24 protein-coding genes and 1 tRNA gene are annotated in these 24,706 nt (G+C 41.6%); 9 read left to right on the top strand and 16 right to left on the bottom strand.

Annotated features, from left to right (window positions below; translation table 11 throughout):
* Positions 1-3: 3 nt before the first annotated feature.
* Both BLP52_RS06985 and BLP52_RS06980 read right to left on the bottom strand, forming a co-directional pair.
* Positions 4-1,758, bottom strand: coding sequence for a formylmethanofuran dehydrogenase subunit A (locus tag BLP52_RS06985; RefSeq protein WP_091709767.1), 1,755 nt, complete (start codon positions 1,756-1,758; stop codon positions 4-6).
* 2 nt (positions 1,759-1,760) lie between these two features.
* On the bottom strand, positions 1,761-2,780 hold the full coding sequence (locus BLP52_RS06980; RefSeq protein ID WP_091709766.1) for a 4Fe-4S binding protein: 1,020 nt from the start codon (positions 2,778-2,780) through the stop codon (positions 1,761-1,763).
* A gap of 554 nt (positions 2,781-3,334) precedes the next feature.
* Between BLP52_RS06980 and BLP52_RS06975 the strand changes: the two genes are divergently transcribed.
* The 4 genes from BLP52_RS06975 to BLP52_RS06960 all read left to right on the top strand — a co-directional run bounded on the left by BLP52_RS06975 (position 3,335) and on the right by BLP52_RS06960 (position 5,725).
* The gene (locus tag BLP52_RS06975; RefSeq protein WP_154717808.1) at positions 3,335-3,910 is read left to right on the top strand and encodes a hypothetical protein; all 576 of its coding nucleotides are present in this window, start codon (positions 3,335-3,337) and stop codon (positions 3,908-3,910) included.
* A gap of 149 nt (positions 3,911-4,059) precedes the next feature.
* On the top strand, positions 4,060-4,941 hold the full coding sequence (locus BLP52_RS06970) for a shikimate kinase (protein ID WP_091709993.1): 882 nt from the start codon (positions 4,060-4,062) through the stop codon (positions 4,939-4,941).
* A gap of 99 nt (positions 4,942-5,040) precedes the next feature.
* Positions 5,041-5,328: a chorismate mutase gene (locus tag BLP52_RS06965; protein WP_091709764.1), complete on the top strand. Its 288-nt coding sequence runs from the start codon at positions 5,041-5,043 to the stop codon at positions 5,326-5,328.
* A gap of 10 nt (positions 5,329-5,338) precedes the next feature.
* Positions 5,339-5,725, top strand: a complete 387-nt coding sequence (locus BLP52_RS06960; RefSeq protein WP_091709763.1) for a 5-(carboxyamino)imidazole ribonucleotide mutase — start codon at positions 5,339-5,341, stop codon at positions 5,723-5,725.
* A gap of 3 nt (positions 5,726-5,728) precedes the next feature.
* Here the strand turns inward: BLP52_RS06960 and BLP52_RS06955 are convergent, their stop codons facing one another.
* Complete coding sequence (locus BLP52_RS06955) at positions 5,729-6,565, bottom strand: response regulator (protein WP_274377643.1); 837 nt, start codon at positions 6,563-6,565, stop codon at positions 5,729-5,731.
* A 196-nt stretch (positions 6,566-6,761) separates the two neighbouring features.
* Entirely contained in the window at positions 6,762-7,559 is a 798-nt protein-coding gene (locus tag BLP52_RS06950; RefSeq protein WP_091709761.1) for an ATPase domain-containing protein, read from the bottom strand.
* Between the two features lie 374 nt (positions 7,560-7,933).
* Here BLP52_RS06950 and BLP52_RS06945 point away from each other — a divergent pair, with 374 nt between their 5' ends.
* Both BLP52_RS06945 and BLP52_RS06940 read left to right on the top strand, forming a co-directional pair.
* Positions 7,934-9,661: a 2-oxoacid:acceptor oxidoreductase subunit alpha gene (locus BLP52_RS06945; RefSeq protein WP_091709760.1), complete on the top strand. Its 1,728-nt coding sequence runs from the start codon at positions 7,934-7,936 to the stop codon at positions 9,659-9,661.
* Complete coding sequence (locus BLP52_RS06940) at positions 9,662-10,516, top strand: 2-oxoacid:ferredoxin oxidoreductase subunit beta (RefSeq protein WP_091709759.1); 855 nt, start codon at positions 9,662-9,664, stop codon at positions 10,514-10,516.
* A gap of 4 nt (positions 10,517-10,520) precedes the next feature.
* Here BLP52_RS06940 and BLP52_RS06935 read toward each other — a convergent pair whose 3' ends face one another.
* From BLP52_RS06935 to thiD, 10 genes are all read right to left on the bottom strand, one after another.
* Positions 10,521-13,190: a PAS domain-containing sensor histidine kinase gene (locus BLP52_RS06935; RefSeq protein ID WP_091709758.1), complete on the bottom strand. Its 2,670-nt coding sequence runs from the start codon at positions 13,188-13,190 to the stop codon at positions 10,521-10,523.
* A 108-nt stretch (positions 13,191-13,298) separates the two neighbouring features.
* Positions 13,299-13,898: a HemK2/MTQ2 family protein methyltransferase gene (locus tag BLP52_RS06930; RefSeq protein WP_091709757.1), complete on the bottom strand. Its 600-nt coding sequence runs from the start codon at positions 13,896-13,898 to the stop codon at positions 13,299-13,301.
* 9 nt (positions 13,899-13,907) lie between these two features.
* A complete protein-coding gene (gene rsmA, locus BLP52_RS06925; RefSeq protein WP_091709756.1) occupies positions 13,908-14,717 on the bottom strand; it encodes a 16S rRNA (adenine(1518)-N(6)/adenine(1519)-N(6))-dimethyltransferase RsmA in 810 nt (269 codons plus the stop codon).
* Positions 14,718-14,731: 14 nt separating this feature from the next.
* Positions 14,732-15,328, bottom strand: coding sequence for a DUF655 domain-containing protein (locus BLP52_RS06920; protein WP_091709755.1), 597 nt, complete (start codon positions 15,326-15,328; stop codon positions 14,732-14,734).
* 83 nt (positions 15,329-15,411) lie between these two features.
* The gene (locus BLP52_RS06915) at positions 15,412-15,765 is read right to left on the bottom strand and encodes an RNA polymerase Rpb4 family protein (protein WP_091709754.1); all 354 of its coding nucleotides are present in this window, start codon (positions 15,763-15,765) and stop codon (positions 15,412-15,414) included.
* 163 nt (positions 15,766-15,928) lie between these two features.
* The gene (locus BLP52_RS06910) at positions 15,929-16,222 is read right to left on the bottom strand and encodes a 50S ribosomal protein L21e (RefSeq protein ID WP_091709753.1); all 294 of its coding nucleotides are present in this window, start codon (positions 16,220-16,222) and stop codon (positions 15,929-15,931) included.
* A gap of 66 nt (positions 16,223-16,288) precedes the next feature.
* A complete protein-coding gene (locus BLP52_RS06905; RefSeq protein ID WP_091709752.1) occupies positions 16,289-17,581 on the bottom strand; it encodes a tRNA pseudouridine(54/55) synthase Pus10 in 1,293 nt (430 codons plus the stop codon).
* 82 nt (positions 17,582-17,663) lie between these two features.
* Entirely contained in the window at positions 17,664-18,260 is a 597-nt protein-coding gene (trmY, locus tag BLP52_RS06900) for a tRNA (pseudouridine(54)-N(1))-methyltransferase TrmY (RefSeq protein WP_091709751.1), read from the bottom strand.
* 46 nt (positions 18,261-18,306) lie between these two features.
* Positions 18,307-19,602 (bottom strand): DEAD/DEAH box helicase, encoded by a 1,296-nt coding sequence (locus tag BLP52_RS06895; RefSeq protein ID WP_091709750.1) that lies wholly within the window; start codon positions 19,600-19,602, stop codon positions 18,307-18,309.
* Between the two features lie 93 nt (positions 19,603-19,695).
* A complete protein-coding gene (thiD, locus tag BLP52_RS06890) occupies positions 19,696-21,030 on the bottom strand; it encodes a bifunctional hydroxymethylpyrimidine kinase/phosphomethylpyrimidine kinase (protein ID WP_091709749.1) in 1,335 nt (444 codons plus the stop codon).
* A gap of 280 nt (positions 21,031-21,310) precedes the next feature.
* Here thiD and BLP52_RS06885 point away from each other — a divergent pair, with 280 nt between their 5' ends.
* The 3 genes from BLP52_RS06885 (at position 21,311) to purF (ending at position 23,258) form a co-directional block, all read left to right on the top strand.
* Positions 21,311-21,529 (top strand): LSm family protein, encoded by a 219-nt coding sequence (locus BLP52_RS06885; protein WP_023844185.1) that lies wholly within the window; start codon positions 21,311-21,313, stop codon positions 21,527-21,529.
* 119 nt (positions 21,530-21,648) lie between these two features.
* Positions 21,649-21,819, top strand: a complete 171-nt coding sequence (locus BLP52_RS06880) for a 50S ribosomal protein L37e (protein WP_091709748.1) — start codon at positions 21,649-21,651, stop codon at positions 21,817-21,819.
* 23 nt (positions 21,820-21,842) lie between these two features.
* Entirely contained in the window at positions 21,843-23,258 is a 1,416-nt protein-coding gene (gene purF, locus BLP52_RS06875) for an amidophosphoribosyltransferase (RefSeq protein ID WP_091709747.1), read from the top strand.
* Between the two features lie 417 nt (positions 23,259-23,675).
* Here purF and BLP52_RS06870 read toward each other — a convergent pair.
* Positions 23,676-23,750 (bottom strand) — tRNA-His (locus BLP52_RS06870).
* A gap of 120 nt (positions 23,751-23,870) precedes the next feature.
* Positions 23,871-24,650 (bottom strand): sulfide-dependent adenosine diphosphate thiazole synthase, encoded by a 780-nt coding sequence (locus tag BLP52_RS06865; protein ID WP_091709746.1) that lies wholly within the window; start codon positions 24,648-24,650, stop codon positions 23,871-23,873.
* Positions 24,651-24,706 lie beyond the last annotated feature (56 nt).

Raw genomic sequence — 24,706 nt, 5'->3', positions numbered from 1 at the left:
AAATCACTTCTCCGCATTGACCTGGATCGGTGTTGGGTTTGCCAGGTACTTATCAGGTGTTGGGTATCTGTCGAAACCAAGTGTGTAGTACTTGAACCACTTCTTGACATCCTGGAGCATGCTCTTCTCATCATCTGCATCGGTTGCGATATCAGAGTAGAATGTGTTCTTCTCCGGGATTGCTACGATCTCACCCATCTGGGAGACTACTTCTCCTGCCTTGATGGTGTATGCAGCGTTCTCGAATCCTCTTATGATGCTCTCGTAGTCGTTGACCTCAAGGCTCTTTGGATCGATGTCATAGATTGCGACGTCACCGTCTGCACCGAGACCAAGTGTTCCTTTCCTGTATGACATACCGATTGTTCTTGCAGGGTTTGCACGGGTGATTGTTGCGATCTCAAAGAGGTCCATTTCCCTTGTCTCTGCACCGAGGTCGGTTCTGTCCTGTGCCCACTTGTGACATTCTGAGAATGTGTCCTGTCTTGCCTTGTTGGACATAAGCCATGCAATGACCTGTGGGTATTTTATGAATGGTCCACCGTTTGGACTGTCAGTTGTCATGATGCTCTTCCATGCGTCCTTGACGTAGAGAAGTACCTCAAGACCCATTGCCCACTGTACACTGTGTACAGGGTTGCTCTTCAGGTATTCGAATGGAAGTACACCTGATCCACACTCACACTCTACATCAGTGTTTGACCATTTGTGGCCTGTGAGTACGTAGAGGTCATGGATTGCAGGACCGTCACCGGTCATAACTGTTGCGTCACCGAAAGGTACACAACCACTGTCCATTACAACGTGGTCGACGCTGTTGACGTAGTCAGTGATTCCCTTTACACCGGACTCGAAGTCTCTCCATGATGTTCCACCGAAAGCATTGAACTGGCAGTGTGTAAGGTAAACTGATTCGTGTCTCTTAGCGTTCTTCTTTGTCTCAGCCCATTCAACGTCTGTGTTTGGCTTTGCCTTGACGTTCTTTGGGATCTTGAGTGAGTCCCTGGTTATTTCCCAGCATCCTGGGTGACCAAGGTTGTTTGCGTGAAGGTGAACAGGCATTGGGATACCGAGCTTCTCGTTAAGCTCTGTGAGTCCCTTGATGATCTCTTCAGGTGTGACCTCGAAGTGGATATTAGCCTGATCGAGAGCTCCAATGTTCTCTCCCCATCCCCAGTTCTCTACACCTGCTGGGTTGACACATTTTATACCATAGGTCTTGTGTGTCCTCATCATCCATGAAATGTATGCTGCTGCCTTGTCGATATCTCCTTCCTTGAGGTATCTCATAAGGAACCAGTTGTTACCCAGTACAAGGTATCCGCCCATGTCAAGCATAGGGGTTGAGCGCATCTCTTCATGTGTGTGGCGTGCTTCCATTGGTGGGACAGCTGCCTCAAAAACAGTTGTATATCCCATCTTGGAGTACTCGTATCCTCCAAGGTATACTGAAGGTACACTGTATCCACAGCCAGAGTGGGTAATTGGTGTTTTCTTCTGGTAGAACTTGTAGTGGTCTTCCGGCCTCATCATCCTACCGACATTGACCTTTGCTCCTGCTACGTGAGAGTGAGAGTCAACACCACCAGGCATAACGGTCTTGCCCTTTGCATCAATTTCCTTTACATCCTTCATGTCAGCACCGGAAAGTTCTGTGACAACCTTTCCGTCCTTGATGAAGATGTCCATCATGTCGCCGTTAATGTCGTTGAGCGGGTCATAAACATAACCGTTCTTGATTGCAATAGTTCCTGCCATTTTTAAACCTCCCTTTTCTCAAGTGTAATGGCACCTACCGGGCAGATCATAGCACATGCACCATCTGAACCACAGAGATCCTGGTTTACGACCTGTGCTACACCGTTCCTTACTTCAAGGATCTTCTTGCCATCGACCTCGTTAAGGTAACCTGCTCCAACTTCATCATCAGTTGCATTTACAGGACAGACAATTACACAATTTCCGCATCCAAGACATGCAGCTTCATCGATAACAAGTGTTGATGTAAGTGTAGGTCTCTTCATTTCAGCATTCAGCAATTTTTTCTCAAGAAGTGTCTTCTTGTCAACTTCAGGGATAATCGCTGTCTTAGTAACAGTAATAGCATCGACAGGACATGCCATGTCACATGCACCACAATAGATACACGCATCAGCACGCTGTGCAACTTTATCAACTCTTTCTCCTGATTCCCAGTCAGGGTTGAACAGTGCATTACATGGGCATGTGTCTACACAGCTGCGACATGCGGTACACACATTCTCATCTCTGAACCATGTTCCTTCAAATGGCTTTTCAACACTGATTGCTTCAGCAGGGCAGACTTCTGCACACCATCCGCAGTGTATGCAACATTCTGTGTCAATAATAGTTTCACCGTCAACACTGGCAGTTCCATCGTTGGAAAGCCACTGTTTGACCTCAATGCAACCCTGAGGACAGATCTGTTCACAGAGTCCGCAGTGCACACAGTTGTCATTGACTGTTGTGTCCTTAAGTGCAACACTTATGTATGCATTATCATTTACAGACTCTCCGGCCTGTTTCAGTTCGAGTGCACCTGTAGGGCATGTCTTAGCACAGATTCCGCAAACAATGCAGAGTTCTGTCTGGTTCTCAAGGAAATCTTTGTCGATAAGTCCTCTGGCCACGGCTCCTACTGAACCGATAACTAATGAACCTTTAGGACATGCCATAACGCACGTTCCGCAACCGATACACTTCTCAGGAGTGTATTCGAGTTGCTTGTCGTCTTTTACTCCAAACACTACTTCGTTCATTTGATCTTCTCCGTAATCCTGCCTATAAGTACAAATGCTTCCAGGTCATGTCTTGTGAAAGATTGCAGCGGTTCTGCAAAAAAAGAATGCAGATATCAGTATTACTGAGGCCACTAAAGAACATTTCTCAATCAAGCACTTTTTGTGTTTGCGGGCATGAATACGCCTTTTTCAACAAGTATTCTCATCAGGCAAAGAGCCTTTCGGAATAACTTGCTAACAATCTTGATTCTCAATGATCGTGTCACTTTACTTAATTCCGGCCCATTGGGTCGAGAATTGTAAAATATAGTGACGCGTATTTGTTATAAAAGTATCGTTTGTAGCCGTTGTTATCGTTTGTATTTTTCGACTGTCCATTTTATTGTGTCATATTCATACTAAATATTTTAATGAATGACATACTTTTCGTAGGATTTATATACTACTAACTATGCCATAATATATGGGGTATATAATTGGTCTGCGAAATTTTTTGCTGTTAGTCTACATGGTCGATCATCGACCAGTTTGCAATATTTTTGTGATACCCTCATTTGTGAGGAGATGGGAATGTGCCTTTGATGAGTATAATAGGATGCATGGAATACGAAAAAGAGATTGCCAGAATATTGGCCGAAGATAAGACGATAGAAGATATCATTGTTGTAGATGGTTCCAGATCGTCAGAACTGGTTTCTGATCTGGAACATATGGGTGTTAAACCAAGAGTACTGTTCCCGGAGACAATACCTCCGGGATTAAAGAAAAGTAAAGGTTTTAAGGTGCTTGTAACACTTCAGGATGATAATGTTTACAAGTCTCCACAGCATCTCAAAAATGAGACGTGTGAGAAGATAAAGTTCTATGGACCTGTGTCAAATGGTGTCCTGATGTACTCAACCTCCTGCGGAGAATTATTAAAAGAAGAGGGAATTGATTTCCACAACAGTAAATTCATTCTGGAATTATTGCATGAAGATGATACTAACTCCTCTTATCTGAGAGAGAAACTTGATGAATGTCTTTCGAGTTCGACAATGAAGAAAAGCCCTCTGGCAGAGAATGATTCTCTGGAATTGGAAGAAAAACATAGGGTTTGTTATAACAGACTTAAGGACATGATCCTGATGCCAAAGACTAATTCATAAGTCTTATCCTGTATTTCTGTTTTCACTGCTGTAAACATTATTCTTTAATAGTTTACAGTACTGGTATGGGTAAAAATGCAGAGTTGCGCAGAGTTTTAATCTTTTTAAATCTGCATCCTGTATTTTCAAAGGATAACAGGGATCACATAATGGTAGCAAAAGGAAGTGCTTATGCACTTGGTGCAGGTACGGTAATCAACGCAATAGCCACATGGAAGGGTGCGGCTTTTGGTATCGATCTGAAAACATTTGCTGATGTGGAGCTGACAGATGAGACTACTTCTGTGAGTGGTACAATTCAGGGAATGCCCGATGCAGACACTCAGCTCATTGAAAGGTCAGTATCATATGTACTTGAACATTTTGGCATTGAGATGGGTGGAACAGTAATCACCAGATCAGAAGTTCCCCTTGCAAGCGGCCTTAAAAGTAGCAGTGCAGCAGCAAACGCTTCTATCCTTGCAACCCTTGATGCCATTGGTGAAGAGCTTGATCCATTTGAAGCTGTTAAAATGGGTGTAAGGGCTGCCCTTGACTCTAAAGTGACAATCACCGGTGCTCTGGATGATGCATGTGCGTCCTTTTATGGTGGTTTTGTAGTAACTGACAACAAGGCCATGGAACTTTTGAAAAGGACAGAGCACGAGTATGAGGTACTGATATTTGCACCTGACAGGAAGTCATTCAGTTCAAGTACCAACGTAGACCGATCCAGACTAATCGCACCATGGGTAGATATGGCATATGCCCTCTCCATGGAAAGCAATTTTGAAAAGGCAATGACACTTAACGGTTTTCTTTACTGCGGTGCTCTTGGTTTTGATACTGAATTCCTGATGCGTGCCCTTGAGATCGGTGTTGAAGGGGTGACACTTTCAGGAACTGGCCCTTCATTTGTTGCACTTGTAAATAACGAACAGGCAGGTATGCTTGAAGATGCCTGGAAAGACTATAATGTCAGCGGAAACGTGATAAGGACAAAAGTAAATAATAAAGGTGCTCATAAAGGAGCATGCCATGAAACAGCATAGCTCAAAACGTATAGCTAAACGGCAATAAATAACGATATCAGGTCAAATCACATTCTTAAATTATAGTAATAAATAGATGTTTTTACATGCGGGGTATACATGTCCACTATCAAAGAAGTACGCACAGAAATAGAACAGATTGATAGCGAGATCATGCAGCTTATTCATAAGCGGGTAGGTATGGCTGCTAAGGTACTTGAGGCCAAGAAACATGAAAAGATTAATATTAACGATCCGACCCAGAACACAGTAGTTCTGGACCGTGCAGCAGATGCTGCGATCGAATTGAATCTTGATGTTTCTGCTGTTAAAGAAATATTCAATATATTGATAAGGATGAATATCGAGCGCCAGCATGAGCTGAGAGGCGAAGGTAATCTTCCTTAGGAGGAAAGAAATGGTTGATATTGCAATAATAATGGGTTCCGAATCCGATCGTTCTGTGGCAAACAGAGTGACCGGAGTGCTTGACGGTACAGATTATTCATACGATGTCCAGGTAATTTCCGCTCACCGTAATCCGGACAAGCTGGATGAGTACATTTCTCAAAGCGATTCAAAAGTATACATAGCCATAGCAGGATTGTCAGCAGCACTTCCGGGTGTCATAGCATCAAAGACAAAAAAACCGGTCATTGGTGTTCCTGTAAGCGCAAAAATGATGGGCCTTGATGCCTTGCTTTCAACAGCACAGATGCCACCGGGTGTACCAGTAGCAAGTGTTGGTGTTGACAACGGTGCAAATGCCGCCCATCTGGCAATAAGAATATTGGATCTTATCTAATATTCAATATTCTATTTTATTTAACTGGAATAGGCACTGCTCGTCCCCATTTCCCATGGTTTCGAGCACATCGACCTCAAGGTCCTGTCCGTATATATCAATTATTCTTGAGAATATTCCCCTTGAAAGAGTACATAATATGGGGTTGAGCTGAGCTTCTTCTTTTCCCCACGGACACACGTTTCCTTTGATAAGGAATGCTGTGTTTTCATTCTCTCCTGACTCGTTATCAAAATTAGCACCCAGCTGGTTGATGATATTGCAGCAGATATCTCCTATTCCTTCATGTCCGTCTCCACGTTCTTCCGGATCGGTATTCTCAAGAATAGCTTCAACCACCATGTCGATCATCTGGTGTATGACGACACTTTTCTGTTCTGCCGGAAGCGTGCGAAGTAACGTAGGGATTATCTGTGTAAGTACTGATCTGATCTTGTTCTGCAGATTGAGTTTATCTCTTTCCTCAAGTAGGTCATAGTGCATCTTCTTCAATTTCAATAATGAAGTGATACGTGTTAGAAGCTCCATCTTGTTCACTGGCTTTGTGAGGAACTCATCCGCACCTGCCTCAATACCTGCGATCCAGTCATCTCTACCGGAAAGTGCAGTGACCATTATCACAGGGATAAATTGCGTTTCAGGATCACCTTTTAATGTTTCACATACCTGATATCCGTTAAGGTCTGGCATCATGACATCAAGAAGAATGACATCGGGTTTTTCCGTTGGCACTAGGTCCAGTGCATCTCTGCCATTTGTGGCTGATATAACTGAGTAATCATCTTCAAGATATGCCTTGAGCAACTCTATGTTCATGATCTCATCGTCAACAACGAGTATTTTTGGATTATCGGTAAGAGTAATGGTAAGGTCTCCTGGTGCGTTTTATTGGGATAGTCACTACTATTTTTCAGATTAATTATATATTTCAGTTTTTATTATATATAGCTAATGCTTTTTAAGGTAAAATACTGAAATATCTAAAAAAACAGTTGCAAATCTAAATTTTGGTTATGTGGTAAAAAAGCAGGCCTGATCAGAGCTCAACAAGTTTGGCCTTTGAACCCTTAAGGCTGATTCCGGCAGAAGTTATGTCAAATATTGTAATATCAAGTGATATTTTTGTACTTCGCATCTTTGGTATGCTAAGGAAGCGTTCATTCTTGCCGGTATATGGATTCTCTTTAACCATAAGCTTGACAGCACCATAGGTAGAATAGTCTGCTATCTTGTGTGTCATCTCATATGCAGCTTCATCCATAATGTAAAGAGTTGTTGTTTTCTGTTTTGCAAGCAAACGGTTTATGGTATCAAATTTATCTCTGAACTCCTTTGGTGTAAGGCCAAATGCGAGCACACCAATATTGTCAATGACAGCCACATCTGTTCCTTCAGGTATAAGCCTTACAAGGTCTATGAGGTCTATCTCTTCAATGTTGAAGCCTTCCTGATCTGGTTTGATATACCTGTCAAGGTGTGTCTCTTCAATAATATCAATCTCTGTATCACTGAAGTCGTCAACAAGATGAGCTCCCCTGGCAATTGTTCTGGTTCTGAACTCAATGACCTGTTTAATAACAAGCTGTCCTTTCTCAATAAATGACTCTAATCCAAGTCCCAGCATTGCAGCCTGCTCCAATACGTCTTCCGGAGTCTCTTCAGTTGCGACCATTACGCATTTCTTGCCGTCCATACATGATTTATGCAGAAAGTGTAGTCCAAAAATGGTTTTCCCGGCACCCGGGACTCCTGTGATAAGAATTCCTTTACCTTTCGGATAACCGCCACTAATTTTTTTATCAAGGTTTGCTATTCCAGTGGGCATTCTTTCCATTTATATCACGTCAGATAGTATAATCATCAACTTTCAATGAATTATATATTATTAAGGATAATATATTATATAAATATATTCTCGAGAGGTTTCCAGTAGTTACTTTTTGTAACAGATTGATACAACATCGTAAATGTGTAAAAATTGATTCACTGGCGAATTTCTGAATAGTTATATGCCGTTTTTTGCGAATGTTTTTATATATTAACCTCAAAAAATAACGTGGGATTGGATAAGACAAACTGTTTCAACAAGCAGTTTTCCAATTAGTGTTTAGAACATATTTCGGTTGTAAGTGATACACAAAGATCTCTTGTGGAGGGATTTTCAGTCATCACTTCCAGATCTGATACAAATCGTAAAAGGGGATTATCGTGAACATAGATCTTAATATCAAAGTAGGGGGTGCAGCCGGACAGGGTCTTCAGACCACCGGCATGGCTCTTGCCAAGACGCTAAAGAAAAGTGGATTCCATGTTTTTGCAACGCAGTACTATCTTTCAAGAGTACGTGGTGGGCACAACACATTCAAGATTCGCATAAGCGATTCTCCAATAGCTGCAATGACTGAAAGCGTGGATCTGCTACTTGCGCTGGATTCTCAGTCCATTGACAAACACCTCTCTGAAGTAAAGGATGGTGTTGTGGTTGTTGATGCTGATGTTGTCAAAGTCAACAGTTCATCTGAATCTATATTCCATGTTCCCATGCTGGAGATCGCAAAGGATGTTTGCGGTGATAAAATATATTCTAATTCGGTTTCCATGGGTGCTGTGATTGGTCTTCTGTGTCTGGATATGTCTGACCTTGAGGAAATACTGAAAGCTTCTTTCAAAAAGAAAGGTGAAGAGATTATACAGAAAAATATCAATGCTGCAAGGGCAGGCTATGATCATGTCAAGGAGCACTATCCGGGAGGTTGTAAGTTCTCTGTAAGTGATCCGGGTGAAAAGGAAAATATGATGCTCATAAGCGGTAACGAGGCAGTTGGTCTCGGTGCTCTTGCTGCAGGAGTGCAGTTCCTGTCGGCCTATCCAATGACGCCTTCTACAGGTGTCATGACATATGTGGCTGCAAATGCGGATAAATTCAATGCTGTTGTAGAGCAGGCAGAAGATGAGCTTGCAGCACTTAACATGGTACTTGGTGCTTCCTATGCAGGAGCCCGTTCCATGACCACTACTTCAGGTGGTGGATTCGCTCTTATGGCCGAAGCTTTAGGACTGGCAGGCATGACAGAAACCCCGGCTGTTATTTTCCTATGTCAGCGTCCGGGTCCTGCAACAGGTCTTCCAACTATGACTGAGCAGGGCGACCTTCAGTTCGTTCTGACCGCTGCACAGGGTGAGTTCCCAAGGTGTATACTCGCACCAGGAACTCCGGAGGAGTGTTTCTATCTGACTGCTGAAGCCTTCAATATCGCTGATAAATACCAGATTCCTGTTTTCGTTTTGAGTGACCAGTATCTGGCAGATTCACTTTTCACATCAAAGAGGTTTGACCCCTCCAAAATAACTGTGGAACGTCACCTTCTTTCTGATTCTGAATTAAGGACTAAAAAAGAAGAATACAAACGTTACAAACTGACCCCTCTTGGAATCTCTCCGCGTGCTCTTCCTGGTCAGGAAGGTGTGCTTGTCCTATCAGACAGTGACGAGCATGATGAGTTCGGTCACATCTGTGAGGATGCGGAAAACCGTATTAAAATGAATGACAAACGCATGAAGAAACTGGAAGTTCTCCGTGATGAGATATCTGTTGCTAAGGTCTATGGAAATCCGAATGCTTCAACATCGCTCATTGGATGGGGTTCAACCTATGGTCCTCTTGCAGAGGTGGTGGATATTCTGACAGCTAAAGGCAAATCGGTAAATCTTATTCATTTCACTCATATTCATCCGCTACCAGTAGAAGCAACAAAAAAACTTCTCTCTAAAGCCAAAAAGACGGTATGTGTTGAGAATAATTCAACATGTCAGTTTTCTCGTCATCTCAAGCTTGAGGCTGATGTGAAGATAACTGAAAATATTCTTCGGTTTGATGGTGAACCTTTCAGTCCGGAGTTCATAATTGCTGCCCTTAAGGAAAAGGAGGTGATCTGAATGGTCAGCATAGAAGATTATGGTAACTTTGAAACTGCATGGTGTCCGGGATGTGGTAATTTTGGAATTCTCAAGGCCATTAAACAGGCACTTGTAAACCTTGGTCGCTCGCCTCATGAAGTACTTGTGGCATCAGGTATCGGTCAGTCAAGCAAAACCCCGCATTATCTCAATTGCAATGGTTTCAACGGACTTCATGGTCGCTCACTCCCGCCTGCAACAGGTGCCAAGATAGCCAACCATGAACTTACTGTTATTGCAGTGACAGGTGATGGGGATTGTTATGGTGAAGGCGGCAATCATTTCCTGCATACCGTCAGGAGAAATCCGGATATAACCATGATTGTTCACGACAATCAGATTTATGGACTTACAAAAGGGCAGGCATCGCCTACAAGTGAGATAGGTATGAAGACAAAAGTACAGACCCATGGAGTGTTTAACATGCCACTGAATCCGCTTTCATTGGCTATATCCCTGGATTGTTCTTTTGTGGCCCGTGGATATGCCGGAAAGGTATCACATTTAACATCCCTGATCGAAAAGGCCATTGAGCACAAAGGTCTTTCACTTGTTGATGTGCTTCAGCCATGTGTATCTTTCAATAAGCTGAACACTTTCAAGTGGTATTCTGAAAGAGTATATGAAATGGAAGATACTGGTTATGAACTTAATAATCGTGTGAAAGCATTCGAAAAGTCTATGGAATGGGGTGAAAAGATTCCTCTTGGTGTTTTCTATGTTAATGAAAAACCAACTTTTGGGGATTATCTTGATGTTCTTAGATCAGGTCCGCTTTACAAGAATAAGCCTGCACCAGAAAAAGTGAATGATCTTATAGACGGCTTCGTATAAGCCGTTATTTATTTTTTTTTATGGGTAATGTGAAAGTAAATGTACTTCCTTTTCCGACTTCACTTTCCATAGCAATAGTGCCTCCATGAAGTTCAACCATTTTTTTCACAATTGACAGACCAAGACCTGTACCCTGGTATTCTCTTGCTGTTGAAGAATCTGCCTGATAGAATGGTGTAAAGAGTTTTTTCTGTTCTTCCAGAGAAATTCCTATCCCATCATCAATGACTGATATTTTTAAATAACTTTCATTTGTGCTAATCTTTGCTGTAACATGCCCGCTGTTTGGTGTGAATTTGATTGCATTGCTCATAAGGTTGTAGAGTATCTGCTTGAACCTGACTTTATCGGCATATATGGAAATGTCCTTGTCAATTTCAAAATTAAGCTCTATATTTTTCTTTACAGCGAGTGGGTCGATTATGTTGTAAACATTCTTTAGTACTTCATTAACATCAAAGGTTTCCATGTAAAGATCCATTTTTCCTGCTTCTATTTTTGAAAGGTCTAGAATATCATTAATAAGCTCCAGAAGGTGCTTTCCACTTGTAGAAATATGGTTTGCAAAACGTTGCTGTTTTTCTGTCATATTTCCAAAATTAGTTTCCTGAAGCATCTGCGAATAGCCTATGATCGCATTTAGTGGTGTTCTGAGTTCATGACTCATGGTTGCCAGGAATTCACTTTTTGTACGATTAGCTTGTTCTGCTTCGAGCTTTGAAAGTATTGTTGCTTTCTCTGCCATTTTCCTTGCAGTGATGTCTTCTACGCTGACAACTATCTTTGGTTCATCAGGAATTTCTATATATGCAGTTGAAACCAGCACATTAAGTTGAATAGCTTTACCTGTCGGGTTAAGTATGGCAGTTTTACCTTCCCTTTTATGAATATTCTTTTTAGTTTTGAATGTCTCAATGGCTGAATCATTAAAGATACATTTGATACATTCTTTATTAGTTCCGCAACCTTCTCCTTTTACTGAATTTATGCAGTCGAAAACTTCTCCGGCTTTAAGCCCAGGCATGTCTTCCTTTTTCCGCTGTAACATCTCTACACATGCGTTATTCATATTCTCTACAATTGCATCTTCATTGAGAAGTAGCATGGGTATAGGTGCAAGGTCGAAAATGCTGTCAAGCATATTCTTTTGTTTCATTAGTTCCTGCTCACTCTTTTTCCGTTCACTGATGTCACGGGTAATTCCAAGGAAATATCTGAAATTGCCTTCACCATCAAGTATCGGATTGATGTGCATTTCAGTCCAGACAGTGGATCCATCTTTGCATGGCTGCTCAACTTCTAGTTTTTGGGATATATCAGGAACTATGCCTTTTTTGAAATTCTGAAAAAAATAATTCCAATGCTTCATTGCCTGAACACCGGATTCATTTGCAATTCTTTTTTCAATGGATAGTTCAAATATCTCCTCCGGAGTATATCCTCTTAGTTTCTGAACAGAAGGACTGACGTATAGGAGTTCTCCATTCTCATTCATCATCCATATCACATCATTGGCATTCTCTGCTATGAGCCTGAACATCTCTTCGCTCTTTTTCAAAGCATTCTCGATTTCTTTTCGTTCAGTAATATCGGAGCAGACACCAATGGTTCTTAGAATTTTTCTGTTATCTCTATCATAAACTGGAAGGCCATGCTCGATCCAGTATTTGATTTTTTCATCTTTGGTTATCATCCTGTATTCGGCATCGAAACTCTCACCATTCAAACGATATTTATTGATTTTCTCCGTTACACCAGGGAGATCATCAGGATGGACATGTTTGGACCATGAGTCAATTGTTCCTTTTATTTTCCCCGGTTCATAGCCAAGGTGTTCATCAATATCTCCAAACCATTCCATGTTGTCATTTTTCATGTCCCATTCATATATCAGATCACTTACGCATTGTGCGGCTATTCTGAAACGTTCTTCTGCGTTTTTCCTGGAGTTGATGTCGCGGATAACTCCTATGAAATGCTTGAAATTGTTATTCGAATCGACAACAGGACTTACAGTAAGTTCTACCCATATGATCTCTGAGTTTTTGCATATGAGTTCGATTTCAAAAGTCGGTGGTACATTTACAATCCCTTTGCTCAATTCTATGGCGAAATGATTAATAAGGTCAATACAATATTCGTAGGATTCTTTTGTTATCCATCCTGAAAGATTCTTCTTAACAGCTTCTTCCTGCGTAAAACCTGAGATATTTTTTATGGAGGGACTGAAATAAGAAAAGTTTCCTGCTATATCCATTACAAAAATGGCATCATTTACATTTTCTGCTATCAGGCGGAACTGGTCTTCTTTTTTCTCAAGCAGAGAACCGAGATGCTCAAGTATATGTTTAAGTTCAGTTGTAATATATGGTTCTTTAATGTACCATACATTTTCTTTATCAGCAATTGTTTCAAAGAAGAGTTCATCAGGGTTTGATATTATAAAAAGGACCGGTGAGTTGCTGGCGGATGAAATTTCGATTGCTTCTTTTATGTATTTCTGATCATTGTTCTCAACTCTGGCAATAAATACTAAGTCATTTCCATATACAGGAATTTCCGGCTTTCCATTGTCCATGTGATATATGGAAAACTCATGGTGCATCTCCTCTAGTTCACCTTTAAGTCGGTCATGACTTTTTTCTGTAAAGTTGAGAATTATAGCTTTAATCATTTCTACCAGTTATTCCCTTGCGATGGCCAATTTCAAGAGAGAAATCGTGATGGTATTTTATGCAAACATATTATATAATACCAGACTATACAAATGAGTGCTGACATTCTATTCGTTATTCGTTGCACTTGCCATGATAATTACCAGCTTTTCAAAAGAGCATTTTTCGCTGGCAATCACTTGTGCATTGAATGAGTATTTTCTCATCTTCTCAATAACTTCATCTATGCCTGTAAGTGATGATATAAGCATAAGAATAAATCCATGAGGTTTGAGATAGTTGCTAACCTGTTGCATAAAGGGTTCTACGTCCTTCCGTCCGTCTACGCCGCCATCGAATGCATAGTTAAGCCACCCGGGTACTTTTTCATCTTCAGATGTAGGGAGATAAGGAGGGTTGAATAACACAACGTCAAATTGCTTTTTTTCTATCAGACCGGCAAACATGTCAGTTCTTATAACATCTATTCCGTTTGACTTCGCACATTTTGCAGCGATGGGACTGATCTCTGTAGCTATAAGGCTGATATTCCTGTTAGCTTTCAGGACAGCAGAAACAAAACCAGTTCCTGTTCCAATCTCCAGAATGCTCATACAATCTTTAACAAGGTCAAGAGCAGTATCTGCCAGTAAATAGGAATCTTCAGCGGGTTCATAAACCTGCTCGGCCAATTTGACCTTTGCATTTCTGTGTTCAATTGTAACCATGGATGAATATCATTTTTCTTTATGCCTGAACATTATATTCGCAAGTTCTGCGAATTGTTCCGGTTCAAGATTTTCCGGTCTTTTATCAAGCAATTCCTGCGGTAACTCATTTATGAAATCCTTCATGTCATCAATGCCCAGAAGCTGCTTATTTCTTAATATAGAATTTCTCATCTTCTTTCGTCTCTGTCCGAAAACCGCAGTGACAAAATCAAGGAAATACTTCTCTTCCAGAACTTCAAAATGAGCAGGGCGTGGTTTAATCTCAACAACAGCTGAAAGCACTTCTGGAGGAGGTGAGAATGCTCCTCTTGGTATTTTCATTATCATTGAAGTGTCTGCAAAATAGTGTGCATTGACTGACAGGCGGCTGTAATCTTTAGAATTGGCGTGGGCTACCAGTCTCTGTGCGAATTCGTACTGGTACATCAGGATTGCCAGTTTAAAATCGTATTTGAATAACTTGAATGTGATCTCAGATGAGATTGAGTAAGGAAGATTAGCAACAACTTTGTCAAAAGGCGGGAGGTCAACTTCAAGCACATCTCCATGTATGAGCGTGAAATTCTCTGGTTCTCCAAAACGGTCCTTTAATACAAAAATAAGTTCAGGGTCCCTCTCGATTGCAATGACATGGCCGGCTTTTGCCATTAGCCTTTCTGTGAGGTTTCCGATACCTGCACCGATTTCCAGCACTGTCTCATGAGGCTTTATGTCTGCAGCATCGACGATTCTGTCAAGGATCCTTTCGTCGATCAAAAAATGCTGGTCATGGTATCCACCACGGATACCATATTTTCTGAGTATCTCATAGACCAAGAAACGAACACCTTTTAGTGATTACGTGGACGGCGTGATGGAGTTGTGAAAAGCCTGTATTTGATATTCTCATCCTTCAGCTCTTCTATTATCCTGTTCACGATGACCTTTTCGGGGGAATGCACTCCGCCGACCCTTTCATGAAGTTCTGCAAGGGTCTTGAAAGTTCCTTTTTTCCTTTCATCAATAATGGCCCACATGAGCTTCTTCCCTATTCCCGGAAGTAGTTCAAGCATGTGAAGTCTGTTTGTGATTGGATGTGCATCGTTAAAGAATTGTACAAACCTGTCCTCGTGATGTTTAACGGTCATTTCCAGGATGTATGGCAACTCAAGCTGAGCTCCATGGCTAAGATCAGTATATGTGATGCGGTGTTTTACATGGTCTATAAGATCTCTGTCACCATCACCAATATAAACCCTTGACTGTATGTCAGGTACTTTACCTTCTTTTGGCACAAGCTCCATCAGAACGAAATGGTTCTCTCCGACTGCCTGGACAAGAGGTTTCTTTTGATATGAAGGGCGTTTATCATCGGTGCTTCCATATGGAAGATAATCTAAAATCCATGCGTACTCTTCTTTCTCAGGTGGTTTTCCCCTTGCTTGCATATATTCATTCCCTCCAGTGGCATACCTATTGCTACTGCTACAACTTCTCTCGATGTAAAAAAAGGGGTGTATCGAATATAAATCTAATCCATTGCTTCTTCAACAAGGTCTAGCATTTCATCGAGTTCTTCTTCGGTAAGTGTGAATCTTTCTTTTGCGTAAAGTGATCTGAGCTCATCTCTTGACTGTGGCATGATGTCTGCAATCCTGATTGCGATCTCAGGCTTCATCTTTTCCAGCTCAAGAAGTTTGTTTACAAGATCTCTTGCCTTTTCAGGAGTTGTCTTTGAGAACATCTCTGCATGGTTGATAGCTTTGCGCAGTTCATAGCCCAGCTCTTCCTCACTGTTGAGGCGTTCTTCCATAATCTCGTGCAGCATACCCTTAACTTCAGACAGGGTCAACAACTCTTCACTAAGAACTTCTTTTACTATCATTGATATACACTCTATGCATTAGTTGGATTAAAGCCACATTGAAATGGCAATATGATTACAAATATTTAGGGATAAAATATTATCGCTAAATATATGCAGTAAAGATATATCTAACGATAAATAAAGCTAATCCAGGTATTACACCTGAATTTGCTATGAATTTTTAGTATTTCTGTGGTTTAAGGTGCTGTGGAAGGGATATAAGTTCCTTCATTGCGTTTCCGTCCCTTATCTGAAGGACGAAAGCACGTCCACGCTGACCGGTAATCTTTCCAGTCTTTCCCTGGAATCTTGCGTGTGGCATTCCCTTCTGTACGCTAGGGTCGATGTCGATATGGACCATCTGACCGCAGTCGAACTCCTGAATTGCCTTGCTTACTGGTGAAAGTCCTCTTTCTCTTGAGGTCTTCTTTAACTTGTATCTTGTGCAGTGTTTTTCACCGTGTGATGTTGCCATGATTATTTTCCTCCATTGAAAATATGATTTTAATGTATGAATTGTATGTGAGTCTTTAGGACTTATTTATATGTCTACTTTAATGACGTTGAGTTCATCAACCTTTGCCTGGATGCCCAGAAGCCCTGTAAGGCTTGGTTCTGTTCTTCCATCGTCTCCTGATGTAAGTTCCTTGACATACAGACCGCCATCACAATGCACCTCTATGATAGCGAAATCATCTGTTCTCTCAACGAGTTTCATGTTGTGGACATATCGTTTCCTGACAAGATCCGCTCTTCTGTGGGCCACTCTCTGCGGAGTCCTCTGATGTATCTGTACTCCGATAAGTGAATTTATAGCATCTTCCAGTTTGTCCGTGGAAACAGGCTCTTTGAATGTAACTTTAAGGTTATAAACTTTATCCGCCTTTGAGGACTTCAGAGTCTCAATTACTGCCTTTTCAACTATTTTTAGTCCTTCAACTTCAACTTTCCCGTCTGCAAACTCGTTTATCTTCTTTTCAAGTTCCCAGACATCTATGCTGCGTATTCTGGGGCTAACAGCTTCTACTACAAATGGTCTTCCTGTACCTAACATCAGCGCATCGATATCTTCCCTTCCGGCGCCGTGGAACTTGGAATCCTTTGCCTCTGTCATCTCTACAAGTTCCTTGCCAATGAGCTCATCCACAGATTCAGGGTATTGTTTACCAGTGTTATCACACTGCTCACATCCTCTGCCACCGCAGCTTCTGCATGGCCATCTAGTTTGCGGGATTCCTCTTACAAGTTTCCTGTATCTTCCCTGTACGTAGAGTGATTTTACCTGCACACTTGTGCTTTCATCTGCAATGTCAAGGGTTATAACAAGGTCCGGCCTCTCAAATTCCACATCTTTGCCAGTGTGTGCAGAAATGAGCTTACCGACCTCACGGTTCATTTCCGTCTTGAACTGCTCAGCCTGTGTGATCCCGCACTCACTCCAGAGTATCTCCTCGTTCTCCCCAATGAGTCCACTGACCTTAGTACCAACCAGGATTGTTGAATACTCCCTGTCTCCGATGCTTTCCACCGCTCTGTCTGCCCAGACATCAAGGTTTTCAAAGATCCCAAGGCATACCCAGCATTTTTCATCCTCGCCTTCTATCTTCAACGTCTTCCTGGCATATTTGCTGCTCTTTGCCATCTCTTCAAGAAGTGAATCATCGCCTGATTCTTTGAATATTGCATCGCCTTCCATTGTAAGGGCTAGCTTGATAGCCTGTCCTCTTTCAACATTGGTAAGGCCTGTGGACAATTTGGCGAACTGCCTGCCCATGCAATGGTCGCAGATGGGGCCTTCTTCGATTATTTTCTTAGCGGTTTCAAGTATGCTCATTGGATCACTTTGTAGTATATTATGTGGGGAATTTAGGATTTGCTTAAATAGGTACTATATAATATAACCTTTTTTGACTATTTTAGGCTTCTTTCCTGTCAAGTTCATTGTGGATGATTATCATACAATGGTCTGAGTGCAGGGAAATAGGTCCGATATTAAGTGTGCATTTTGCAACCTTATCTATCATTTCTTCTTCCTCTTCAGTAACACCCATATGGTCACCAAGGACGAACACAGCATCAGAGTTAAGTTCGGAGTATTCCATGATGTCCTTTCCATCTTCTCTCAGGTAGTAAATATCCCTGCCTGCCTCACTGAATTCCTTGAGCAGCTCTTCCAGTCCTGCACGACGTATGAATACTCCGGGAGTTGACTGTATCTCATACTCAATTGCATCCTTTTCAAGTGCTTTCTTGATAAGGGAACCACTGCTTCTCTCATCAGGATTAAGATATTTCAGTTTCTCTCCATTGAACCTGACAATTTTAGCAGGGTCTGGTTCTCCCTGAAGCACAAGGTGGACATTCACATCACGTCTCATTCCGTGTGAGAGGAAAAGGGCTGAATTGACACATCTGCAGAGAATGTCCATCCTTCCGGCAGAGCCTGGAAGGTCATTCAGGGAGAAATCTCCGGTGGTCAGTGCTTTATGTCCTATTATTACAAAATCTTTCATTGAATTTCCTCAATTATAATTGGTTATTTGAATCTTTTTAGTTAGATCAGTTGTCACCTTTCAGCAACATCTTTGCAAGGGCTGCTGCTATCTGACGGTAATTCATGTCATCATCCGTTATGCCGGCAACGAATTCGTCATATTTATCGAGTTTTCCACGTCTGACAAGCATTTTAATTTCATCGGCAACCCTGTTCTCCTTTATCTTTTCGATGTCACGATTGCTTGGAAGTTCCCTTTTCTCAATATCGGAATTAGTTGTCTCTTTTATGGATTCCAGTTTTGCTTTTTCCTTTGCTGTTACAAAGCTATATGCAAGTCCGGGTCTGCCGGCACGTGCTGTTCTCCCTATCCTGTGTACGTATATCTCAGGGTCATGTGGCAGGTCATAATTGAAAACAACTTCAATGTTGTCAACGTCAATACCCCTTGCAGCAACATCAGTAGCAATAAGGATGCCTATGTCCTCATCTCTGAATTTGTTCATGCGCTGCTCTCTCTTATTTTGCTTGACATCTCCGTGAAGTGCATCAACGGGATATCCTCTGGAGCGCAGCTTGATTACAAGTTTGTCAACTTCCTTTTTGGTGTTACAGAAAACGAGTGCAGATTTGATATTCTCAGCTTCGATAAGGCGTCTTAAGGATTCCTGTTTTGCGTTATCCTTCACTTCGAAATAATATTGTTTTACCTGAGGAACTGTCATTTTCTTCTGTACCACTTTAATATGTACCGGATCTTTCTGGTACATGTCTGTCAGTTTGAGTATTGGTCCCGGCATTGTTGCTGAGAAGAGAAGTGTCTGCCTGTCCGCTGGCGTATTATTGAGTATCTTTTCGATGTCATCTCTAAAACCCATATTCAGCATTTCATCTGCTTCATCAAGCACAACAATTCCAATATCATCCGTGTGGAAATTTCCTCTTTCCAGATGGTCAATTATTCTTCCAGGTGTCCCTACAACAATCTGTGCGCCATTTTTCAGACCATTTGCCTGTGACTCCATTGCGGCTCCGCCGTAAACAGCTAAAATTTGCATTTCAGGTATGTATTTTGCAAGTTTTCCCAGTTCTTCAGATACCTGTATTGCAAGTTCCCTTGTAGGACAAACTACAAGTGCCTGAGTCTTCCTCTCAGCTGCTTCAAGCATTTCCATAAGGGGAATGCCAAAGGCAGCAGTCTTGCCGGTTCCTGTCTGTGCATGACCAATGACATCTTTACCCTCCATTATTACAGGGATACATTTCTCCTGGATCTCTGTTGCTTTCCTGAAACCCATTTCACGGATACTTTTCCTTATTTCCTTTGACAGGTAAAGGTCTTTGAAAAATTCTGTTTCCATTTTATTTTCACTCTTGAAGATACCTGAATTTGTTTTGTAAAATCTATTTCTGGCATGTATTGGTAATATTATGGATTGGTAAAATATTTAGTATCATAAATGCCGGTACTTTTCGGCTATCTTTCCGGCAGTTTTAGCAACATCAACAGCATTACGTCCCATGATCCGTATCATTGCTTCCTTTCCGACCCCGCCTTTGTCATATATTATGTCTGGTACGGATTTGAAGGCTTCAATTGCAAAGGATGTTCCCCAGTCCATTGTATGTGTGTCAGTAGGTTCTTCATTCCTTGAGAATGATGAGATTGTAAATCCCAGTTCCCTGCAGATATCAAGTATAGTTTCCGAATATCTGATGTTCATTGCCGCCCTGCAAGAAGTGTCATATCTCATTGCAGATAGAATTATTCTGGCAACATGGCTGCTTGCATCAAATTCAATATCGCCGACAACATGAGCACTGCCTTTGAGTTTTACGATCCTGCCGGTTACAGCCGCTACTTCTGCCGGACTTTGCGCATTTGGAAGTGCCATTGCGATATTGCATCCAACTTCAGGGATGAGCTTTGCGAACTCATTTGTTTCCTTTAAGATTTGCACTCCATCTCTGACGTTATTGATAATTGCACATTGTTCTACATTGTTCAGGAGCCATGCAAGCTGGTTAATCGGTCCGACACCTTTGCCTACAGGTATGCTTCCTTTGATGCCTTCAACAACAAATTCTTTTGCCATTCTGGCAGCTTCCTCTATGCTATGTCCTTTCGCAAGGAATGAAGCAAGAGATGAGGAATATGTGCATCCTGATCCGTGGGTGCCACCTTTTATGAAAATTCCTTTTATAGTAAAGTACCTGTCATTACAGGAGTCATATATTATATCAGAGGCGTCCAGGTGTCCTCCGGTGACAATGACATATTTGACTCCGGTTTTACTGATGACTTTTGCGGCATGTTTTGCATCTTCTACAGTCTCTATCTGCATTTCTGCAAGTGTGTTTGCCTCGTTAATGTTCGGAGTTACAACCTCCGCAACAGGTAAGAGCTCATCTCGTAGGGTTTGTACAGCTTCTTTTCGGAGCAGGTCTCCGCCAGCCTCTGCTGCCATTACCGGATCAACCACAATTCTAAGGTTATATTTTTTAACCATTTCTGCAACAGTTGATGTAATCTCTGATGAGGAAAGCATACCGGATTTTGCCCATGTGATATCCATGTCTTCGCAAACGGCATCAATCTGGTCTATAATCACATTACAGGGGATGTCGTAGGCACTTCTGACTCCCAGTGTGTTCTGGGCGGTAACTGACGTGATGGCACATGCCGGATGGAGTCCAAGTGAGGCTATGGTCTTGATGTCTGCTTCAACTCCTGCACCTCCACCGGAATCTGACCCTGCTATGGAAAGTATGACTGGTATTTTGCTCATTTGATCCCTCATCTCTTCTTTGACGTGTGACGGAGCTCTTAAATGTCTTGCCGCTTATATAACAGTTGGTCAACTGGACCTATATATCTTTGCGACTAATTTTCATGGCTTTGCATTCTCTGGATATCTGAAAACTGTTCATCACGATAGTTTTATATACAGCATATGCAACATTGGAGCATCGCAATATGTATATGTAAATAAACAAATTTACAAGCTAGATATTAACTACAAGTTTAAGTGTAGAATTTATTTGACCTACTTAACTGAGGCGACTAAAATGGGAAACAGACCTCTTGATATACTGAACGATGCTTTGAACACACCTGTAATTGTGAGACTTAAAGGCGCAAGGGAATTCCGTGGAAAACTCCAGGGATATGACGTACATATGAACCTTGTACTTGATGATGCAGAGGAACTTAAGGAAGGAGAAATTGTAAGAAAACTGGGTAGTGTTGTAATCAGAGGTGACAACGTAGTTTACGTATCTCCCTGAAAATGAACGTAACCTATAAGAACTACTAGCAATATCATGGGTAACCTCCAGGCTGTAATTCATAGGCTTTAAAATTATTATTGATCAATTAAGGAATTTCATATTAAAGGTGATTATAAATGTCAAAAGGTACTCCCTCAATGGGTAAAAGACAAAAGCGCACACATGTAAAATGCAGGCGCTGCGGTAGTGTTTCACTCAACATTCACACAAAACAGTGTACATCCTGTGGCTTTGGAAAGAGCACACGTATGAGAAGCTACAAGTGGCAGGCAAAGTGCAAATATTAAGTCTTTTTAGACTAGGGATATAAATGCGCGAAGAATGCGGTGTTGTTGGGGTTGTACAGTTCGATGAAGAACCACATCCAGTCCCTTCCGCGCTTCGCATATATTATGCATTATACGCTCTGCAGCATCGTGGACAGGAATCCGCTGGAGTAACTGTACATGATGGCAGAGAACCTCATACCCTAAAAGGTATGGGTCTTGTGCCTGAGGTTTTCAACAAGGATGAACTTGTTGGACTCAAAGGCAATGTGGGCATCGGCCACGTTCGCTATTCTACTTCCGGTGACTCACGTATAGAGAACTGCCAGCCTTTTATTGTAAAATATAAGAGCGGCAATGTAGCTCTTGCTCACAATGGCAATCTTGTCAATGGTTATGATCTGCGTGATCAGCTTGAAGCTGAAGGTCATGTATTCATCGCTAGTTCTGACACTGAGGTACTAGCTCATCTTCTGGTTAAGGAGCTTTTGAAACATGATCCTGTTGATGCCATACGTAATGTGATGAAACAACTCAACGGGTCTTACTCACTTACCATATTAATAGATGACATGCTCATGGCTGTAAGGGATCCGATGGGATTCAAGCCTTTGTGTTTTGGTACTATTGATTCTGGTTATGTGGTTGCTTCTGAAAGTGTGGCTATTGATACGCTCAACGGTAAACTTATCAGGGATGTGGAGCCCGGAGAGCTTCTTATTTTCCGCGATGGTGAGGTTGAATCTTATCAACTCTTTGAAGAGAAGTATTGTGCTCACTGTGTTTTTGAATATGTTTATTTTGCACGCCCGGATTCTATCATCGATGGACAACTGGTTTATAAGGTCCGTGAAAGAATAGGTGAAAGGCTTGCCCTTGAGCATCCTGTGGATGCAGATATGGTATCTCCGGTGCCTGATTCTGGCATAACTTCTGCTATCGGTTATGCAAAAGGATCTAAGATCGATTATGAAGAAAGTCTGATGAAGAATCGTTATATTGGTCGAACTTTTATTCTTCCCGGTCAGGCAATGCGCGAAACTGCGGTGCGCCTGAAAATGAATACCATTGGCCAGAATATCAAAGGCAAAAAAGTGGTTCTTATTGATGACAGTGTAGTAAGAGGTACTACTTCGCGCCGTATCATTGATATGGTTCGTAACGCAGGTGCTACTGAAGTTCACGCACGTATAGGTAGTCCTCCGATCATTGCTCCATGTTATCTGGGAATTGATATGGCTTCCAGAGAAGAGCTCATAGCAGCTCACAAGACCATTAAGGGTGTTGAAGCAGTGATCAATGCCGATTCACTTGGTTATCTTAGTATAGATGGTCTGGTAGAATCAATAGGAATAGACAGGGATCATCTGTGCATAGGATGTCTTACAGGTGCATATCCTGTAGAAATTCCCGGTGAAGATATGTGTCAGAGAAGGCAGTTAAAACTGAATGAGTTTTAACTACTATTTATTTAATTTTCTGTTATTTTTCATTTCAATTCTTTTGACATTTGCTTAGTTATTTAAAAGCAACACTGTATTCATTATGTTAATTAACCATTCATATTTTTTAACATATTGTATAATCTTAGTATTATAGTACTGTCGCACTTAATGTGTACTGTTAAATAGTATCAAAACATAACGTAAAAATGGATCTGTTATCTCAGATTCTGCAAGGATGTACCACCCCTTGCATCGGGATGGGGTTTAACCTTCATACGATAGTATGATGGGCAATACAACGTAATGTTGTAGATAAAAACGTGAAAAACGTAATTTTTCATTCTAGATTTAATCTTTTCTGCAATTGCCAAGCAAATAATCTTGCATATTTCATGAATATAGCTTAAAACAATAATTAGACTAATTAGAAAATGGGGCCGGGATCGAGAATCGAACTCGAATCGTAGCCTCCACAGGGCTACAGGATAACCGCTACCCTACCCCGGCACGAAGTAGGTGCTTTACTTGAAAGCACCCTATAGATGTCCGTTTCTTACATAAACTTTTCCTTCGGAAACATGTTAAACAGTGTCCTCAGGCGTGTTTGCTTATATATAAAATCTCTTTTTATTCTTTTTTCAGTTTTTCAATTGCAATTTCAGCAGCTTTTTTACCGGAGAGCATCATCCCGCCAAAGACAGGCCCCATTCTGGGTGCACCTGCAACTGCATTTGCTGCCATCCCAGCAACTATCAGTCCGGGATATACTTCTTTAGTTGTATCCATCAGGGCACGCTCCCCAATATCTGCCCACATTGGTTTTTCTCCGGGGATGCCTGTGCCTATCTCTGCACCTGGTATCTTTCTTAGGACCGTACTGCATATCCCTGCATCATGTCCGGTTCCGTCAATGACAACCTTTGCCTTAATGGCAAGAGGATCAACATGAAGCCGTGTCATGGAAATAGTTCCCCAATTAATGACAAGTCCGCAAACAGCGTCGTTTTCCCGGATCATTACATCTTCCACATCTATCAGGTTGAATATCTCCGCACCTGCTCCAGTGGCTCCGCAAATGAGTTTGGCAACAGACTCCACAGAGCTTGCAACATAGTATCCTTCCTCATATTCGTGGTAATTAATATCAAAATCATCAAGGATATGCTTTGCATCTGCCTGTACAACTATACGTGGGAACATCATTCCGCCTCCCCACATACCTCCGCCTATGGAGAGTTTCTTCTCAAACAGCACGGTTTTAAGACCTGCTTCTGCAAGATATTTAGCAGCTACAAGGTTTGCCGGTCCTCCACCTACAAGTGCCACATCAACATCTGTGTAATCAAGAAAAACCTTTGAAAATTCATCAACTATAGCCCTTGTTATGATTAGTTCATCAAGTTCCATCTTATTTCCTCATGATATTTGATATCAAAGGCTTCTGATGGTTATTATGTCCCTTA

The sequence above is a fragment of the Methanolobus vulcani genome, from assembly GCF_900100715.1.
Lineage (GTDB): Archaea > Halobacteriota > Methanosarcinia > Methanosarcinales > Methanosarcinaceae > Methanolobus > Methanolobus vulcani.
Note: the sequence above shows the minus strand (reverse complement) of the source record. Positions and strands in the feature narration are given on the sequence as shown.